Source organism: Alistipes sp., assembly GCF_020026455.1.
GTDB lineage: Bacteria > Bacteroidota > Bacteroidia > Bacteroidales > Rikenellaceae > Alistipes.
This window is the reverse complement of the sequence record NZ_JAHHQJ010000001.1, coordinates 115,617-133,736: the sequence shown is the minus strand read 5'-3', so window position 1 is coordinate 133,736 and position 18,120 is coordinate 115,617. Positions and strand designations below refer to the sequence as shown.

General features: G+C 61.9%; 13 protein-coding genes. 10 read left to right on the top strand and 3 right to left on the bottom strand.

Going from position 1 to position 18,120, the window contains the following annotated elements; all coding sequences use genetic code 11:
• Window positions 1–148: 148 nt before the first annotated feature.
• The gene (locus QZ460_RS00515; RefSeq protein WP_290539626.1) at window positions 149–2,074 is read left to right on the top strand and encodes an NAD(+) synthase; all 1,926 of its coding nucleotides are present in this window, start codon (window positions 149–151) and stop codon (window positions 2,072–2,074) included.
• Between the two features lie 382 nt (window positions 2,075–2,456).
• On the top strand, window positions 2,457–3,812 hold the full coding sequence (gdhA, locus tag QZ460_RS00510) for an NADP-specific glutamate dehydrogenase (protein WP_290539625.1): 1,356 nt from the start codon (window positions 2,457–2,459) through the stop codon (window positions 3,810–3,812).
• 70 nt (window positions 3,813–3,882) lie between these two features.
• Here the strand turns inward: gdhA and QZ460_RS00505 are convergent, their stop codons facing one another.
• The 3 genes from QZ460_RS00505 to asnS form a co-directional block, all read right to left on the bottom strand.
• Window positions 3,883–4,491, bottom strand: a complete 609-nt coding sequence (locus QZ460_RS00505; protein ID WP_290539624.1) for a hypothetical protein — start codon at window positions 4,489–4,491, stop codon at window positions 3,883–3,885.
• 398 nt (window positions 4,492–4,889) lie between these two features.
• A complete protein-coding gene (gene rpoN, locus QZ460_RS00500) occupies window positions 4,890–6,314 on the bottom strand; it encodes an RNA polymerase factor sigma-54 (protein ID WP_290539623.1) in 1,425 nt (474 codons plus the stop codon).
• Window positions 6,315–6,557: 243 nt separating this feature from the next.
• Window positions 6,558–7,946 carry an asparagine--tRNA ligase gene (gene asnS / locus QZ460_RS00495; protein WP_290539622.1) on the bottom strand — a complete coding sequence of 463 codons (1,389 nt, stop codon included), beginning with the start codon at window positions 7,944–7,946 and terminating at the stop codon, window positions 6,558–6,560.
• A gap of 203 nt (window positions 7,947–8,149) precedes the next feature.
• Here asnS and QZ460_RS00490 point away from each other — a divergent pair, with 203 nt between their 5' ends.
• From QZ460_RS00490 to QZ460_RS00455, 8 genes are all read left to right on the top strand, one after another.
• The gene (locus QZ460_RS00490; protein ID WP_290539621.1) at window positions 8,150–9,505 is read left to right on the top strand and encodes a glycoside hydrolase family 2 TIM barrel-domain containing protein; all 1,356 of its coding nucleotides are present in this window, start codon (window positions 8,150–8,152) and stop codon (window positions 9,503–9,505) included.
• Window positions 9,506–9,792: 287 nt separating this feature from the next.
• Window positions 9,793–10,266, top strand: coding sequence for a 23S rRNA (pseudouridine(1915)-N(3))-methyltransferase RlmH (gene rlmH / locus QZ460_RS00485; protein WP_290539620.1), 474 nt, complete (start codon window positions 9,793–9,795; stop codon window positions 10,264–10,266).
• The gene (locus QZ460_RS00480) at window positions 10,263–10,838 is read left to right on the top strand and encodes a helix-turn-helix transcriptional regulator (RefSeq protein ID WP_290539619.1); all 576 of its coding nucleotides are present in this window, start codon (window positions 10,263–10,265) and stop codon (window positions 10,836–10,838) included. Before rlmH ends, QZ460_RS00480 begins: the two co-directional genes overlap by 4 nt.
• 49 nt (window positions 10,839–10,887) lie before the next feature.
• The gene (locus QZ460_RS00475) at window positions 10,888–13,212 is read left to right on the top strand and encodes a TonB-dependent receptor (protein WP_290539618.1); all 2,325 of its coding nucleotides are present in this window, start codon (window positions 10,888–10,890) and stop codon (window positions 13,210–13,212) included.
• A gap of 12 nt (window positions 13,213–13,224) precedes the next feature.
• A complete protein-coding gene (locus QZ460_RS00470) occupies window positions 13,225–13,761 on the top strand; it encodes a hypothetical protein (RefSeq protein ID WP_290539617.1) in 537 nt (178 codons plus the stop codon).
• A gap of 12 nt (window positions 13,762–13,773) precedes the next feature.
• Entirely contained in the window at window positions 13,774–14,628 is an 855-nt protein-coding gene (gene nadC / locus QZ460_RS00465; protein WP_290539616.1) for a carboxylating nicotinate-nucleotide diphosphorylase, read from the top strand.
• A gap of 3 nt (window positions 14,629–14,631) precedes the next feature.
• Window positions 14,632–16,542, top strand: coding sequence for an LTA synthase family protein (locus tag QZ460_RS00460; RefSeq protein ID WP_290539615.1), 1,911 nt, complete (start codon window positions 14,632–14,634; stop codon window positions 16,540–16,542).
• On the top strand, window positions 16,535–17,920 hold the full coding sequence (locus QZ460_RS00455; RefSeq protein WP_290539614.1) for a GNAT family N-acetyltransferase: 1,386 nt from the start codon (window positions 16,535–16,537) through the stop codon (window positions 17,918–17,920). Before QZ460_RS00460 ends, QZ460_RS00455 begins: the two co-directional genes overlap by 8 nt.
• The last annotated feature ends 200 nt before the right edge of the window (window positions 17,921–18,120 follow it).

Genomic DNA, 18,120 nt, shown 5'->3' with positions numbered 1-18,120 from the left:
CCGGCAGCGGAGCCTTCGGTGCGGAAAACTCCAACAGCGGAGAACATTCGGCGGAAGTGCTTTCAGCGGCGGAAAACTCCGACAGCAGAACTTTCGGCGGCGGAGAACTCCAACAGCGGACAAGCTGTGATTTAACAACGGATCTCTTATGGATAATTACGGTTTTCTCAAGGTAGCGGCGGCCATTCCCCATGTGCGGGTCGCCGACTGCGACTACAACACCGAACGGATGGCGGCCATGGCCGAGGAGGCCGCCCGGCGGGGCGTCGAAATCATGGTGTTCCCCGAGCTGAGCGTCACGGCCTACACCTGCGGCGACCTCCTGTTGCAGCAGGCACTGCTCGACGCGGCCGACACGGCGCTGGAACGTCTGGTGCGCACCACGCGCAAACTCCCCCTCACGCTGATCGCCGGCGCTCCCCTGCGCCACGGATCGACGCTCTACAACTGCGCCGTAGTCTTCACCCAGGGGCGTGTGCTGGGCGTGGTTCCCAAGACCTATATTCCTGACTACGGAGAGTTCAACGAAAACCGCTGGTTCGCATCGGGTGCCGGGATTTCCGACGAACAGATCCCCGTCGCGGGGCAGCAGGCCGATTTCGGCGCCGACCTCACGTTCGAAGTCAACGGCGCGGAGTTCGGCATCGAGATCTGCGAGGATCTCTGGACCGCCGTTCCGCCCTCGTCGCAACTGGCGCTCAACGGCGCGAAGGTGATCTTCAACCTCTCGGCATCGCCCGAATCGGTCGGCAAACACGCCTACCTGCGGCAGTTGGTGGCCCAGCAGTCGGGGCGCGCAATTGCGGCCTATGTCTACTGCTCGGCGGGATTCGGCGAATCGAGCACCGACCTCGTGTTCGCCGGCAACGCCTTCATCGCCGAAAACGGCACGGTGCTGCGCGAGGCTGCGCGCTTCTCGCCCGACGAACAGCTCGTCGTCGCCGATGTGGACATCGAGCAGCTGGCGTTCGATCGCCGCCGCAACACCTCGTTCCGTCCGCACGAAGGGCTCACGGAGAACACCGTGATCGAAATGGAGATCCCCGAGGGGCTTCGCGGCGTGGTGCTCGACCGCGACATCGACCCGACGCCGTTCGTCCCCAGGGACGAGACGCTCCGCGACAAACGCTGCGAGGAGATTTTCCGGATACAGGCACACGGACTGGCTCAGCGGATGATCCACACCCGCTCCGAGAAGGCCGTAGTCGGCATTTCGGGCGGACTGGACTCGACGCTCGCCCTGCTCGTGACGGCCCGGACCTTCGATTTCCTCCACCTCGACCGCGCGGGCATCATCGGCATCACCATGCCCGGATTCGGGACCACCGACCGCACCTACAACAATGCGCTGGAGCTGATGCGCGGCCTGGGAGTGACGATCCGCGAAATCCCGATCCGCGATGCCTGCACGCAGCATTTCAAGGATATAGGCCTTGACCCCGACAGCCGGGGCGCAGCCTACGAAAACGCCCAGGCACGCGAACGCACGCAAATCCTGATGGACGTGGCCAACATGGAGGGCGGACTGGTCATCGGCACGGGCGACCTGTCGGAACTGGCGCTGGGCTGGGCGACCTACAACGGCGACCAGATGTCGATGTACGGCGTCAACGCCTCGGTCCCCAAGACACTGGTGCGCCACCTGGTGAAGTGGGCCGCCACCACGGAGCACGACGCCGCCACGCGCGCCACGCTGCTCGACATCGTCGACACGCCCGTCAGCCCCGAGCTGCTCCCGGCCGACGCCGAGGGCCGGATTGCACAGAAGACCGAGGACCTCGTGGGGCCCTACGAACTCCACGACTTCTTCCTCTACAACTTCCTCCGCGCGGGTTACGGTCCGGCAAAAATCCTGCTGCTGGCCGAACAGGCCTTCGAGGGGAGTTACGACCGCGCCACTATCCTCCGGTGGCTCACGGTCTTCGTCCGTCGGTTCTTCACCCAGCAGTTCAAACGTTCGGCCATGCCCGACGGTCCGAAAGTCGGCTCGGTAACCCTCTCGCCCCGCGGCGACTGGCGCATGCCCTCCGACGCCTCGGCGGCGACATGGCTGCGCGAACTCGACACGCTATAAATCGCGCGCAAGACAGCAACTCCCGTCATGCCGGGTCTCCCAACCCCTGCCCGGCGGCGGGAGTTGCTGTCTCTGCAGAAGAGCGCCTGCATCGGCCCGCCTTTTCGAAACGAGGCGGGCTTTTTGGCGGAAAAGGGCCAGAAAAGGGCCGGGGAAAGGTCTGAAAAAGGCCGAAAAAAGCCGAAAAAAGCCGGAAGAAATCGAAAAACGCGGTGCCGGAATGTGCCGTTCCAAAGGCCAACCGCCTTGCAACGAGGGGGCAGACAAGAGGAGGCGGTAAATAAAATATTTTATGAAATTCTTAAATAAGTTGTAAAACTCCAATAAATGTTCTAATTTTAGGGGCAGAAACAAACACAAATCCCTCAAAATCGAATCGCTTATGAACGAACAAGCCCAACAGTACGTCGAAGACTTCATGGCCCGGCTGATTGCACGCAATCCCGGAGAGCCGGAATTTCACCAGGCCGTCCGCGAGGTGGCCGAATCGCTGGCCCCGCACATCGTGACCAGCCCGATCCTGCAGAAGATGAAGGTGTTGGAACGCATTGCCGAACCCGAGCGCGTGATCATCTTCCGCGTGCCGTGGCTCAACGACAAAGGCGAAATCGAAATCAACCGCGGCTACCGCATCCAGATGAACAGCGCCATAGGCCCCTACAAGGGCGGTATCCGCTTCCACCCCTCGGTAAACCTCTCGATCCTCAAGTTCCTGGCTTTCGAGCAGACCTTCAAGAACAGCCTCACGACACTCCCGATGGGCGGCGGCAAGGGTGGTTCGGACTTCAATCCGAAGGGCAAGTCGGACAACGAGGTGATGAAATTCTGCCAGTCGTTCATGACCGAACTGCAGCGCCACATCGGACAGGACACCGACGTTCCGGCGGGCGACATCGGCGTCGGCGGCCGTGAAATCGGCTTCCTGTTCGGCCAGTACAAGCGTCTGCGCGACGAATTCACCGGCACGCTCACCGGCAAGGGCCGCGACTGGGGCGGCAGCCCGCTGCGCCCCGAGGCCACGGGCTACGGAACCTGCTACTTCGCACAGGAGATGCTCGCCACACGCAACGACTCGTTCCGGGGGAAGACCGTCTGCATCTCCGGCTCGGGCAATGTCGCCCAGTACGCCTGCCAGAAGGCGACCGAACTGGGTGCCAAGGTGGTGACGCTCTCCGATTCGTCGGGCTACATCCACGACCCCGAAGGCATCAGCCCCGAGAAACTGGAATACGTCATGGAGCTGAAGAACATTTTCCGCGGCCGCATCAAGGAGTATGCGGAAAAATACCCGTCGGCAACCTACCATGCCGGCGAACGTCCGTGGGGCGTGAAGTGTGACATCGCCATGCCGTGTGCCACGCAGAACGAGCTGAACGGCGACGAGGCACAGGCACTGGTCGACAACGGCTGCGTGTGCGTCGCCGAAGGAGCCAACATGCCCTCGACGCCCGACGCCATCCGGATTTTCCAGCAGCACAAGCTGCTCTACGCCCCGGGCAAGGCAGCCAACGCCGGCGGTGTGGCCACCTCGGGACTTGAAATGACACAAAACTCGATGCGTCTCACCTGGTCGCCCGAGGAGGTCGACGCGAAGTTGAAATCCATCATGCAGAACATCCACGCCGTTTGCGTGCGCTACGGAACCCAGCCCGACGGCTACATCAACTACGTCGTGGGCGCCAACATCGGCGGCTTCATGAAGGTGGCCAACGCCATGCTCGCCCAGGGTTGTGTCTAACCGAGGGTCCAAGTACGAAAATCCGGCCGGAGAAGCATTCTCCGGCCGGATTTCTTTTTTCCGGATCGATTTACAGGAAGAGCACCGCGAGGATGGAGACGACGAATCCGCCGCAGAATCCGGCGAGGACCTGCCGCCCGTTGTGACATCCGAGGTAGAGGCGCGCCGACGCGAGCGCCCCGGCACCGAGGATGGCGATCATGAGGGGAACGAGCATGTTGCCCACACCGACGACGTTCATCACCACGAGCAGCGCCACGGCGGCCCCCATGCCCGTCAGGTGAAGACTGATCTTCCAGTAGAACGATACCACCAGACACAGCACCTCGCAGCAGGCCGCGGCAATCATGAATTTGCGCAGGAAGATCGCCGAAGGGATCTTCGCGATGGTGATGGCGCACAGCACGTAGCAGACGGCGCCGATGAGCAGCGGCAGGAAGCGCTCCCTGCGGTCCGAGATCCCGTAGTCCGAAATGCGACCCAGCGAGCGCAACACACCGAGCGACAGGAGCGGAATGACGATCGCGTAGAGCACCACCACCCACAGCAAATAGAACTTCACATTGGAAGGATAGTGCGCAAAGGCGGTCATTGTCAGCAACACCGCCATCAGGTAGACGGGCAGCAAAAACGGATGCAGGACCCGGGATATGCCGTTCGAAAGTTTTCTATAATCCATTTCAGACTTGTTCCAATTTTTCAATCACGATCCAAAATTTCAAGCTCACCTCAAATTTCCAAGCTCGCCCCAATTCTCCAAGCTCGGCCAACGCGTTTTTCCGCCGCGACCGGTGGAGGGCCTGCACCGACGGAGCAACTCCGCCCCAGTCCACGGCCCAACTTTGCGGGGCAACTCCGGCCGAGAGCCTGCGCCGATGGAGCAACTCCGACCGGATCCCTGAGCTCCATTTGCAACTCCGCCGCAGTCCACGGCCCAACTTCGCGGGAGCAACTTCGCCTCTCCCCGGCCCACAGACCGGCTCCGCGGGGCAACTCCGGACCCGTCCCGGCCTGCAGCCCGACGGGAATTATCCCGGAAATTATCCCTGATGCCCGGAGTTCAGCCGGCAGTTTCCGCTATATCTGCTTTCGCAGACGCGCCACCGGAATACCGAGCATTTCGCGGTACTTGGCCACGGTGCGCCGGGCGATGCGGTAGCCCTTCGCATTGAGAATGTCCATCAGCGTCTCGTCGGTCAGCGGGTGCCGCTTGTCCTCCTCGTCGATACACTGCTGCAGGATGTTCTTGATCTCGTAGCTCGACACCTCCTCGCCCGAATCGGTCTGCATGGCCTCCGAGAAGAGCGACTTCAGGAGGATGATCCCGAACTGCGTCTGCACATACTTGCTGTTCACCACGCGCGAGATGGTCGACACGTCCAGCCCCGTGCGGTCGGCTATGTCCTTGAGGATCATCGGCAGGAGCTTCGACTTGTCCCCGTCCTTGAAATACTCCTGCTGGTAGTCCAGAATGGTCTGCATCGTGCGCATCAGCGTGTCGTGCCGCTGCTTGATGGCCGAGATGAACCACTTCGCCGAGTCGATCTTGTTCTTCACAAACTGGATGGCCTCCCTGTCCTTCTCCTTGACCAGCCCGTCCGACCCCACCATCGAGCGGATCATATCCATATAGCGGCGGTTGACGCGCACCTCGGGGACATTGTAGGAGTTCAGCGAGAGGTTGAACCGCCCGTCCTGATAGTCGAGGATGAAATCCGGAATGATGTAAGGCGTGGTGTCCGTGCCGCCCTCGGCATAGAGGTTGCCGGGCTTGGGCGACAGGCGCCTGATCTCGGCGATCGCGTCGCGGAAATCCTCCTCGGAAATCTGCAGCCGCGCCATCAGCTTCTCGTAATGCTTCTTGACGAACTCATCGAAATAGCTCGTCAGAATCTTCCGGGCCAGCCGCCGCGGACGGGTGTTAACCGACATCTGCGCCATCTGCAACAGCAGGCATTCGCGCAGGTCGCGCGCGCCGATGCCCGCCGGTTCGAGTTCGTGGATGATTCCGAGCAGGCGCTCCAGCTCCCCGGCCGTCGTTTCAAGACCGATCGTGAAGGCGATGTCGTCGGCCACGGACTCCAGATCGCGGCGCAGGTAGCCGTCCTCGTCGATGCTGCCGATCAGATAGACCGCCAGCCGCATGTCGCGCTCCGGCAGATTGCGGTAGCCCAGCTGCTCGACGAGGTATTCCTGCAAAGACCGCCCCTCGGTCAGATAGACCGGACGCTGCTTGTCGTCCTTCGAGAAGTTGTTGATGCGACTCTTGTACGACGGCGTATCATCCTCGCGGAGGTATTCGTCGAAGGAGATCTGCTGGGGCGGCTGCTCCTCGTCCTCGGCCGAACGCTCCTCCTCTTCCAGCACGATATTGTCTTCAATCTCCTGTTTGATGCGCTGTTCGAGCTGCACGGCAGGCAACTCCAGCAGCTTGATCATCTGTATCTGCTGCGGGGAAAGCTTCTGCTGAAGCGAAAGTACCTGTTTCTGATTAATAGCCATATTGGGTCCAAATTAAGAATTACAGCATTCCGAATTTGGTCTCGTCATTTATCGGGTTCGTTTGGATTTCCGAAAGTCGTTCCGGGCGGACTGCTACCTATCTCCAGATTCCGGCCTTCAATTTACAGATTCCGGGCCCTGGCCCCGGGCTTCGGGACGCCGGCAGCGGCAGAGCATACGAAGGTATGACCCGCCGCCGAGGGTCGGGGAAGAGCGGGAGGAGCCGCCGCCGGGCGCCTTCCGTCAGAAGTCGGCGTGCTGGGGCGTCCGCGGGAAAGGCTGCACGTCACGGATGTTGGTCATGCCCGTCACGAAAAGCAGCAGCCGGTCGAAGCCCAGTCCGAAGCCCGAATGGGGCGCCGAGCCCCAGCGGCGGGTATCGAGATACCACCAAAGCTCCCTCTCGTTCATGCCCAATTCGGTGACTCTCGCATGAAGTTTGCCATAATCGGCCTCACGCTCCGAACCGCCGATGATCTCGCCGATTCCCGGGAACAATACGTCCATGGCGCGCACTGTCTTGCCGTCGTCGTTCTGCTTCATGTAGAAGGCCTTGATGTCCTTCGGGTAGTTGATCAAGATGACCGGACGCTTGAAGTGCTCCTCCACAAGGTAGCGCTCGTGCTCGGACTGCAGGTCGCAACCCCAGTCGCAGGGGAATTCGAACTTGCGGCCCGAAGCCTTCAGGATCTCGATGCCTTCGGTGTAGTCGAGCCGCTTGAAATCGTGCTCCAGCACAAAGTGCAGGCGCTCCAGCAGCCCCTTGTCCCACATCTTGTTCATGAATTCGAGGTCTTCCTTGCAGTTGTCCAGCGCATAGCGGATGAGGTATTTGAGAAAATCCTCGGCCAGTTCCATATTGTCCTCCAGTTCGAAGAAGGCCGCTTCCGGCTCGATCATCCAGAACTCCGACGCATGGCGCGGGGTGTTCGAATTTTCGGCACGGAACGTGGGCCCGAAGGTGTAGATGCGCCCCAGCGAGAGTGCGCCCAGCTCGCCTTCGAGCTGGCCCGACACCGTGAGGTTGCACGCCTTGCCGAAGAAGTCCTGCGCGTAGTCGACCTCCCCCTCTTCGGTCCGGGGCAGGTTGTTCATATCGAGTGTCGTCACCTGGAACATCGCCCCGGCGCCTTCGCAGTCCGAAGCCGTAATGATCGGGGTGTGGAAATAGTAGAATCCGTGTTTGTTGAAATATTCGTGGATGGCGTAAGCCATGGCGTGGCGGATGCGGAGCACGGCCCCGAAGGTGTTGGTGCGCGGACGCAGGTAGGCGATTTCGCGCAGGAACTCCAGCGAATGCCCCTTCTTCTGCAGGGGATAGCTCTCGGGGTCGGCCGTACCGTAAACCTGGATCTTCTCGGCCTGCACCTCGACGCCCTGTCCCGATCCCGGCGAGGCCACCAGACGGCCGTCGACACGCAGACAGGCGCCCGTGGTCACGGGTTTGAGCTGCTCCTCGGGGATTTTGGCCAGATCGACCACCACCTGTATGTTACCCACGCACGACCCGTCATTCAGGGCGATGAACGCCACGTTCTTGTTGCCGCGCTTGGTGCGCACCCAGCCTTTTACGACGATGTCGGTATCGACAGCGTCCGATTTCAGGATTTCTACGATTCTCTGCGTTTTCATATCTCGTTTTTGTCTGTGTTTCCAGTCGTTTTTTCCGAATTGACAAAGTTAACGATAATTTGCGATTTGTCAAAAAAAAAGTACCTTTGGTGCCGCAACGGCCCCTCGCTGCATCGGCGTGTTTTCGCGGCCGGCATGCGATTCCGTTTTGAACCGATCCAACTTTTTTATACCTTTGTCCTGATTACATACCCCCGTAAACGATGAAACGAACGCTATTGACGGCTGCACTGGCAGCCTGCACGCTCTCTGCGGCGGCCCAGATCATGGAGGAGAGGAATCCGGTCCCGATGGCGCCCGGAGGGGGCCGCGTCTACCGTACGGAGGTCGTCCCCTACGACGCGCGCCACGACGCCGAGGCCCGCAACCGCGAAGACGGAGGCCACTGGAAGGCTTTCAATCCCGTGGTGACGATGGCCGCCGAAGGCCCTCTCCATGCCATCCTCGAACAGGAGATCGAGATCCCCTTCGCCTGGACCGACGGCGTGGTCTACCTGCACGTGGAAAACCCCGGTTCGGCCTATTCGCTCTGGCTCAACGACCGCCAGGTGGCCGAGGTCGGCGATCCGCTGACACCCGCCGAATTCGACCTGACCCCCTTCATCCGCGAGGGCGCCAATGACTTCAAACTGCTGATGCGCAGCGACAATCCCGCCCGGCAGCTCGACGCCCCGTCCTCCGTCTCCCGCAAGCCCTTTGCGAACAGCTACCTCTATTACCAGAACAAACGCTCGATCGCCGATTTCGAGATCGGACTGGTTCCCGACTCGCTCGGGCGCAACTTCGGAATGCTCGACCTCAAAATCGTGGCGCAGAACGCCTACAACTACGAGGAACCCGTCACCGTCGGCTACGACATCTACTCGCCGCAGGGCAAGCTGCTCGAGTTCAACATGACCGAGATCACCATCCCGGGCCGCTCGACCGACACGGTGCGCTTCTCGCCGTTCATCTACCACACCTACGAGAACAAATGGGAGGCCGGCGGCAAAACGCCGCCCCTCTACAAGGTGATGCTCTTCACGCGCCGCAACGGAGTCTACAAGGAGTATATGCCCCTGAAGGTCGGCTTCGGCAAAACCGAACTCGTCGACGGGCGCATCATGCGGCTGGGCAAGGAGGCGAAACCCGTCAAGGCCGAATACAACGCCGCCGCCGACCGCAAGACAACGCTCGCGGAGCTGAAAGCACTGAAGGCCAAGGGCAAGAACACCATCTGCCCCGGCTATCCGCAGCCCGCGTGGTTCTACGCCCTGTGCGACGAACTGGGCCTCTACGTCATCGACCGGGCGAACATCAACGCCCCGGAGCGGAGCGACGACCGCACCGTCGGAGGCACACCGTCGAACGATCCGCAACTCGTCGGCGACTACCTCGAGCGCGTGAAGGCGATGTACTACCGTTCGCGCAATTTCACCTGCGTCATCGCCTACGAGCTGGGCGGTCCTTCGGGCAACGGCTACAATATGTACAAGGCCTACCAATGGCTCAAGTCGGTCGAAAAGTCCCGTCCGGTGATCTACTCCGACACCGACGGAGAGTGGAATTCGGACCTGTAAGCACGGGGGCCCGACAACCGCCGGCCGACAGCACCCCGGCGGGCAACACCGCTCCAGCAGCCGACACCGATCCGGCAGGCAACACCGCTCCGGCTCGGACATAAGGGAGGGGGCTTAAACAGAGCGTCCGCCCGACAGGCGATAACACGGCGCCCCTCCGAAGCCCCTCCACCGCCTCCCGGAGCATGCATCGCCCGCTCCGGACCGTAGAAACCGATTTGCCCGAACCGAATAAAAAGGCTATCTTTGCGCCGGGCCGAGCCCGACCGCCGCACAGGCGCTACACAATGACCATAGAGCTGATCGTCATAGGAAAAACCGACTCGAAAGAGATCGCCGCGCTGGTGGAGCTGTATGCCCGGCGCGTGAACCACTATTGCCGGTTCGCCCTCACCACGCTGCCCGACGTGCGCAACACCAAAAGCATGAGCGTCCGACAGCAGCGCACGGCCGAAGGCGAAGCCATCCTGCGCCAGCTTGCCGACGGCGACTTCGTTGCGCTGCTCGACGAACGCGGCCAGGAATACCGCTCGGTGGAGTTCGCCCTGTGGCTCCAGAAGCGTCTGAACAGCGGCGTGAAACGCCTGGTGCTGGTCATAGGAGGCCCCTACGGCTTCTCGGACGAGGTCTACGCGCGCGCCGACTGCAAACTCTCGCTCTCGCGCATGACCTTCTCCCACCAGATCGTGCGGGCCATCTTCGCCGAGCAGATCTACCGGGCCTTCACCATCCTCAACAACGAACCCTACCACCACGAATGATGCCGCGCCCCGCCATAGCCGTCCTGACGGCCAACGTCCTCGTTGGCGTGGGGTTGCGCTCCATCCTCGAAAAAGCGGCCCCGGCCGCCGACGTGGAGCTGTTCGGCGATTTTCAGTCCTTCGCGAAGGCCGATCCGGGGCGGTTCATCCATTACTTCGTCACGGCGCAGCTCTTCGCGGCGCACAACGTCTTCTTCCGCGCCCACAGCCACCGGACCATCGTCCTCACCAACGGACAGAACCCCGCCGGGATGCACTGCATCGACGTGCAGGCCGACGAGGAGCGTTTCGTGTGCTCGCTCATGCGCCTGCAACACAGCGTCCACCGTCCGGAGCACACCCTGCCCGCACAGCCGCAGGCCGCACAGCCGCTCACGGAGCGCGAGGTCGAGGTGCTAACGCTCATCGCCGGCGGGCTGCTCAACAAACAGATCGCCGACCGGCTGGAAATCGGCCTGACAACCGTGATCTCCCACCGCCGCAACATCATGGAGAAGCTCGGCATACGCTCCGCCGCCGGACTGGTGGTCTACGCCCTCGCGGCGGGCTATGTCGATCCCGACGGGATGTGAACCTCTCCTCATAAATTAGGATTGCACCGTCCGAAATAAAACCGTTACTTTGTCCCTCGATAACCGCAACCCATACATGCTCCGCAAATCGCTCGTCATACCTCTGTTGCTGGTGGCCTCCGCGGCCGCGGGCGGCACCACGGGCGGCAACGGCCCGACACCGGACACGGAGACGGCCGACACGGTGATCGTGGTGGACAAGGTGCAGGTGACGGCCATCAAGCACGGCTTCGTGCTGCGTTCGCAGCCCGTCGCAACGTCGATCGTCGGCAGCCGCGCCATCGAACGCGGCCATATCGGAGCGGTGAAAAATCTCTCGCAGACGGTTCCCAACTTCCATGCCCCGGACTACGGCTCGCGCATGACCTCGTCGATCTACATACGGGGCCTCGGGGCGCGCATCGACCAGCCGGCCATCGGGCTTAACATCGACAACGTCCCAGTGCTGAACAAGGACAACTTCGACACGGAGCTGGCCGACGCCGAACGCATCGAGGTCCTGCGCGGCCCCCAGTCGATGCTCTACGGCCGCAACACGATGGGCGGCGTGGTGAACGTCTACACCCGCTCGCCGCTCACCTACGAGGGGGTGCGGCTGACGGCCGAGTATGGCAGCGGGGACTCCTACCGCTTCCGGGCATCGTCCTACTACAAGTTCTCGCCCGACTTCGGCATGGCCGTAACGGGCTATTACACCCACACGGGCGGGTTCTTCGACAACGACTTTACGGGCAAAAAATGCGACTGGGAACGCATGTGCGGAGGACGCTGGAAAATGCAGTGGCGCAACGGCCGGGGCGTGCACATCGACAACACCTTCACGTTCTCGTCGCTCGATCAGGGCGGCTACCCCTATGCCTATGCCGGCGAGGATATCGTACGCGACGGCCAGACCGTCATCCGCAAGGGCCAGATCAGCTACAACGACCCGTCGGGCTACCGCCGCAAGACCTTCAGCGACGGGCTGAGCGTGCGCTACGACGCCGCGAACTACTCCGTCTCGTCGATCACCTCGTACCAATACTCCGACGACGAGATGACGCTCGATCAGGATTTCACGCCCGAATCCTGGTTCACACTCCGGCAGTCCCGGCGCGAGCATGCCCTCACCGAGGAGCTCGTCTTCCGGTCGCACGACGGACGCCGCTACGGATGGCTGTTCGGGGCCTTCGGATTCTACCGCCACGGCGTGATGGACGCCCCGGTGCATTTCAAACGGAAGGGCATCGAGGAGCTGATTCTCAAAAACGCCAATGCCTCTCCCGATCTGGTCTACGCGATGGATGCCGACAGGCTGCCGCTCTACTCCGATTTCCGCATGCCCTCATACGGCGCGGCGCTCTACCACGAATCCCGCTTTACGCTGGGCCGCTGGCAGATCACGGCCGGCATACGCGCCGACTACGAACGCACGCGGCTGCGCTACCACAGCAAAGCCCGGATGAACTACCAGCTCAGCGTCAACGGCGGAGCTCCGTTTCCCCTCGACATCGACATCGACCAAACCAACGAAATAGCCCACTCCTATACCGAGATCCTCCCGAAGTTCACGGCGATGTACCGCTTCGACGAGATGCGCAATCTCTATGTGTCCATAGCCCGGGGCTACAAGGCCGGAGGATTCAATACGCAGATGTTCTCGGACATCCTGCAGGAGAAAATCAAATGGCAGATGGTTTCGGGAATCCCCTACGAAGAGCCCGACATCATGTCCTACAAACCCGAATACAGCTGGAACTACGAACTGGGCGGCCATTTTTCGTGCATGGACGGCGCCGTGCGGGGCGACTTCGCGCTGTTCTGCATCGACGTCCGCGACCAGCAGCTCACGGTCTTCCCCCCGGGCAAGGCCACGGGCCGCATGATGACCAACGCGGGCCGCACACGCAGCCTCGGAGCCGAAGCGGCGCTACGGGTCTCGCCGTGGCGGCAGTTGGAAATCAACCTGGCCTACGGCTATACCGACGCCCGGTTCCTTAAATTCGAGACCACCGCAAAGGACGCCGAGGGCATCCCCGTGCGCGTCAGCTACAAGGGCAACCGCATCCCCTACGCCCCGCAGCACACGCTTGCAACCGGGGCGACATGGACCCTGCCCACGGGCGTCAGGTGGCTCGGCGACGTGGTCCTGCAGGCCGGGATCCGCGGCACGGGCCCCATCCGGTGGAACGAGGAGAACACGCTTTCGCAACCTTTCTATGCGTTAGTGGATGCCTCCGTGCGCCTTGAGCACAGCCGCTATTCGCTCGACATCTGGGGCCGCAACCTCGGGGGAGCGCACTACGACGTCTTCTATTTCAAGTCGATCGGCAACGAGTTCGTCCAGCGCGGACGGCCCCGCACCTTCGGCATCACCCTGAATATAACCATCTAAAAACACCAACGCATGAAAAAATTCCTCTTCCTGCTGCTGGCCACGGCCGCATTTGCAGCCTGCAACGATGACGACGGCTCGCCCAAAATCCGCTACGCCTCGACCAACGAAGGCATTGTCAACGGAGACCTGCAGGGCGTCAACATGCATTTCTACGGCGTGGCAACGGTCACCGAAGCACAGCAAAACAGCACCTACACCGACAACGAAGCCTATTTCGAGTTTGCGGGCGGTTCGGACCATTTCTCCCTCTACATGCACAAAACGCGCTTTGCAGCCGCCATGCCGCCCCTCGAGATGATGCTTCCGCACACACCCTACACGGGCAGGGGCAATTCGATCACCTTCTCCCAGGCGAGCATCGTTCCCGAAGTCAAGCTGCCCGGCGCCGACGGCGGATACAACTACCAGCCCATGCCGGCCTACACGCTCACCGAAGTCAAAGGATCGATCGACGGTGTCAACTGCCGCGTCAGCTTCGTCTGCAACGTCCCCAGACTGGGAACCTACCGTGTGGAATACGAAGGCAAACTGATTATCAAAGAATAAATACCCGATACCATGAAACCCGAATACAAACCCTTTGTGGATGAATTGATCGAACTCTGTATCAAGGAGGACATCGGCGACGGCGACCACACGTCGCTCTCGTGCATCCCGGCCGACGAGCACGGGCGCATGCGCCTGCTGTGCAAGCAGGAAGGCACGATCGCCGGCATCGAAATCGCAGAACTGGTGCTGCAGCGCCTCGATCCGGAAATGAAATTCGAACAGATCCTGCACGACGGAGACCGTGTCGCGCCCGGCGACGTGGCCTTCTACGTCTCGGGACGCCTGCGCTCGCTGCTTCAGGCCGAGCGCATCCTGCTGAACATCATGCAGCGCATGAGCGGCGTGGCGACCCAGACCGCCGTCTACGTCAAGCGCCTGGAGGGACTCCACACCAAGGTCCTCGACACACGCAAGACCACCCCCGGCATGCGCGTGCTGGACAAGATGGCCGTGAAGATCGGCGGCGGCGAGAACCACCGCATGGGTCTCTTCGACATGATCCTGCTGAAGGACAACCACATCGACTTCGCCGGCGGCATCCGTCCCGCCATCGAGGGAGTGCGCGAATACCTCGCGGCCAGGGGCAAGACGATCCCCATCGAGTGCGAGGTCCGCACGCTGGAGGACATCGACGAGGTGTTCGCGGCGGGCGGCGTCGACCGCATCATGTTCGACAACTTCACGCCCGAAATGACCCGCAAGGCGGTCGAAAAGGTTGCCGGACGCTGCCAGACCGAATCGAGCGGCGGCATCACCCTCGACACGATGCGCGACTACGCCCAATGCGGCGTCGACTTCATCTCGGTGGGCGCACTGACGCACCAGATCAAGTCGCTCGACATGTCGCTGAAAGCCTGCGAATAAAGCATGAAGCGCCTGCTCCATACACCGCCGGCTCTGCTCGTGTGGCGCATCGCACTGCTCTACGTGGTGCTGATGCTCTGCAGGGTGGCATTCTGGGCCTACAACGCCGTGCTGCTCAGTCCGCCGGTATGGAGTGAACTGGGCCATCTCGCCGTCGGGGCGCTGAAATTCGACACCGCGTCGATCGTCTATGCCAACGGCGTGTTCATCCTGCTCTCGCTCCTGCCCCTGCACCTGCGCGAACGGCGCTGGTACCGGGGCATGCTGTTCTGGTACTATGTGATCGTCAACGCCGTGCTGGTCGCGGCTGCAAACCTTGCCGACACGGTCTATTTCCGCTACACGCAGAAGCGGTTCACGGCCGACGAAATCTTCTTCGCCGACAACGACAACTCGCTGCAGCTGGCCGGGAAATTCATGGCCGAAAACTGGTACCTGGTATTGCTGTGGGCGGGCCTCGTGGCGCTGCTGGCGTGGGGTTACCGCCGCCGGACGCGCGAGGAAAGCATGTTCAGCCACGGCTGGGTCTACTATGCCGGCAGCACGGTCATCTTCGCCCTCGCGGCGGGGCTGAGCATCGCCGGAATGCGCGGCGGCATGACCCGCATGACGCGCCCTATCACCCTTTCCAACGCCACGCTCTACACGGCGGACAGCGGCAAGGCCAATCTGATCCTGAGCAACCCGTTCTGCATCCTGCGCACCATCGGAAACGCCGGAGGGATCAAATACCGGAAAACATTCACCCCCGGGGAGCTGGCGCGGCAGTTCACGCCCGTGCACCGGCCCGCCGACAGTGTCGCCGTCGACCTCACGGGCCGCAACGTCATGATTTTCATCATGGAGAGCATGTCGGCCGAACACTCCGCCTACCTCCATCCGGAACTCTACGCCGACCTGCCGGAAAAGGGCTTCACACCCTTCCTCGACTCGCTGATGCGCAACGGACTGGCCTTTAAACGGATGTATGCCAACGGCACACGGTCCATCCAGGCCATGCCTTCGGTGCTGGGAAGCATCCCCTCGTTCCGCACCCCCTTCGTGCTGATGCCCCAGTCGCTGGGCAAGAGCCGCCAGCTGCCCGCCATGCTGGCCGACAAGGGCTATGAAACGGCCTTCTTCTGCGGTTCGGAACGCGGCTCGATGGGCTTCGGAGCCTATGCCCGTTCGGCGGGTGTCGACCGTCTCGTGAGCCGCGAGGACTACGAGGCGAAACACGGCACGGACGATTTCGACGGCTACTGGGGCATCTGGGACGAAGAGTTCCTGCAATTCACCGGCGAGGAGCTGGCGGCAATGCCCGAACCCTTCTTTGCCGCACTGTTTACCCTCTCGTCACACCACCCGTTCGTCGTCCCCGAGAAGTATGCCGCGACGCTGCCCGAGGGCTACACCCGGATTCACAAGGGCGTGGCCTACGACGACCGGGCATTCCGGCTCTTCTTCGAACGCTTCAGCGCCGAGGAGTGGTTCCGCCGCACGATCTTCGTCTTCGTCGCCGACCACGTCTCGTCGGAGAAATTTGCGGAGGAGACACGCTCCTGGCCCGGCAACATGCACATCATCGGCTTCATCTACACCCCCGACGGAGCCCTGCAGGGCCAGATCGGCGAGGTCACGCAGCAACTGGACATCATGCCCACCCTGCTGGGACTCACGGGCAACCGGGAACCCTATTTCGCATTCGGACGCGACGTGCTGAACGAACCGCAGCGGCCCCGCTGGTCGGTCAGCTACGACGGACGGTTCCGCGCATTGACCGACGAAGGCGCGGTCGTGCTCGACGATTCGGACATGGAGATACAGGAGTGTCGGGCGACCCCGGCCGCCGACACTTTGGCCCGAAATTTTCAGGCCCTGATCCAGCAATATTATACCCATATCGAAAAAAAGAGCTATACGGCAAATGATTGAATTCCAACCCGTACGTCTCGAAGACCGGGCGGCCATTGAGCGTTATACCATGCCCTCGGACATCTGCAACTGCGACCTCGCTTTCGCCAACATGTACTGCTGGCAGGAGGTGTTCCACAGTGCATGGGCCGAGATCGACGGATTTCTGGTGATCCGCTTCCGGATCGACGGCGGCGAACGCATCGGCTACATGCAGCCCGTCGGCGAGGGCGACTTCGGCCCGATCCTGCCCCTCCTGCGCCAGGATGCCCACGCCCACGGACAGCGGCTGCGGATCATCGGGCTGACGGACCAGGGCCGCGAGACGATCCGCCGGACCGTTCCCTGCCATTTCGCATTCGAGTCGGACCGCGCGCTGGAGGACTACGTCTACACGGCCGACGATCTGCGCAACCTCCCCGGGCGCCGCTACCAGCCCAAGCGCAACCACATCAACCGCTTCACGGCCGAATATCCCGACTACCGCTACGAGCGGCTGACGCCCGACCGCTTCGAGGAGTGCATGGCCCTCGAACGCGAATGGCGCAAGGCCCATGAGGGCCACACCTCGGAGTTGTGCGCCGAGCAGCGGGCCATGCAACGGGCCTTCGAACACTTCGAAGAACTGGGCCTGATCGGCGGATGCATCTATGTCGGCGACCGCCTCGCCGCCTTCACCTACGGATCGGCGGTCAACGACCACACCTTCGACACCCATGTAGAGAAGGCCGACACGGAGTTTTCCGGAGCCTTCACGATCATCAACAAACTCTTTGCGCAGCACCTCCCCGAGCGTTTCACGCTGATCAACCGCGAGGAGGACCTCGGACTGGACGGCCTGCGGCAGGCCAAACTCTCCTACCACCCGGCATTCCTGCAGCACAAATTCACGGCGATCTGCATGCACCCCGACGAATTGGCCTGCAAAGAGCTTTGGATGAAGGCCTTCGGCGACGACGAAGAGTTCGCCGATTCGTTCATCATGCGCTATTACTCCCGCCGCCGGATGCTGACGGCCGAGGCCGACGGGCGCATGGCAGCGATGCTCCACCTCCTGCCGTTCCGGACGGAACTGGGCCGCACGACCTATATTTACGGGGTGGCGACGGACCCTGCATTCCGGGGACGCGGCCTTGCGTCGCAGCTGATGGGCGAAGCCATGCGACTCATCGCGGACCGCGGCGACGATGCAGCCTTCCTCATCCCGACACCCGGCAAGGAGTGGCTCCGCGAATTTTACGGAGGCTTCGGATTTGCCGACGACATTCCGACCCGCTTTGTTTCCGCAGACCGCTTCGACTTTGGCACGGGCGATGCGGCCGCCGATCGGGCGATGATCTGGCGCCGCAACCCCTCGGATCCGCTTCCGGAACAACTCACCGCCACCTGGCTCTCGTAAATTCGAAACTCTCCTCGCGGGAGTCTTTTTTTTGCCCCCGAATCCCCAAACACCCGACCTCAAAGCTCCCGGATCCAAAGCATCTCCCCGGACCCAAAGGTCCCGGCCTCAAAGCCCGCCGGACCGAAAAACCCTTCCCGTCCCCAAAACGCCCCGCCCCGGGGCAACACCCTCTTGCAACACCCCTTTTTCCGACCGGG

What these genes read in the sequence shown, in the direction of transcription:
- QZ460_RS00480 (WP_290539619.1), top strand. Translation starts at nt 10,263, where the DNA reads ATGATGCCGCGCCCCGCCATAGCCGTCCTGACGGCCAACGTCCTCGTT.
- rlmH (WP_290539620.1), top strand. Translation starts at nt 9,793, where the DNA reads ATGACCATAGAGCTGATCGTCATAGGAAAAACCGACTCGAAAGAGATC.
- asnS (WP_290539622.1), bottom strand. Translation starts at nt 7,946, where the DNA reads ATGAAAACGCAGAGAATCGTAGAAATCCTGAAATCGGACGCTGTCGAT.
- gdhA (WP_290539625.1), top strand. Translation starts at nt 2,457, where the DNA reads ATGAACGAACAAGCCCAACAGTACGTCGAAGACTTCATGGCCCGGCTG.
- QZ460_RS00505 (WP_290539624.1), bottom strand. Translation starts at nt 4,491, where the DNA reads ATGGATTATAGAAAACTTTCGAACGGCATATCCCGGGTCCTGCATCCG.
- nadC (WP_290539616.1), top strand. Translation starts at nt 13,774, where the DNA reads ATGAAACCCGAATACAAACCCTTTGTGGATGAATTGATCGAACTCTGT.
- QZ460_RS00470 (WP_290539617.1), top strand. Translation starts at nt 13,225, where the DNA reads ATGAAAAAATTCCTCTTCCTGCTGCTGGCCACGGCCGCATTTGCAGCC.
- QZ460_RS00455 (WP_290539614.1), top strand. Translation starts at nt 16,535, where the DNA reads ATGATTGAATTCCAACCCGTACGTCTCGAAGACCGGGCGGCCATTGAG.
- QZ460_RS00515 (WP_290539626.1), top strand. Translation starts at nt 149, where the DNA reads ATGGATAATTACGGTTTTCTCAAGGTAGCGGCGGCCATTCCCCATGTG.
- rpoN (WP_290539623.1), bottom strand. Translation starts at nt 6,314, where the DNA reads ATGGCTATTAATCAGAAACAGGTACTTTCGCTTCAGCAGAAGCTTTCC.
- QZ460_RS00460 (WP_290539615.1), top strand. Translation starts at nt 14,632, where the DNA reads ATGAAGCGCCTGCTCCATACACCGCCGGCTCTGCTCGTGTGGCGCATC.
- QZ460_RS00490 (WP_290539621.1), top strand. Translation starts at nt 8,150, where the DNA reads ATGAAACGAACGCTATTGACGGCTGCACTGGCAGCCTGCACGCTCTCT.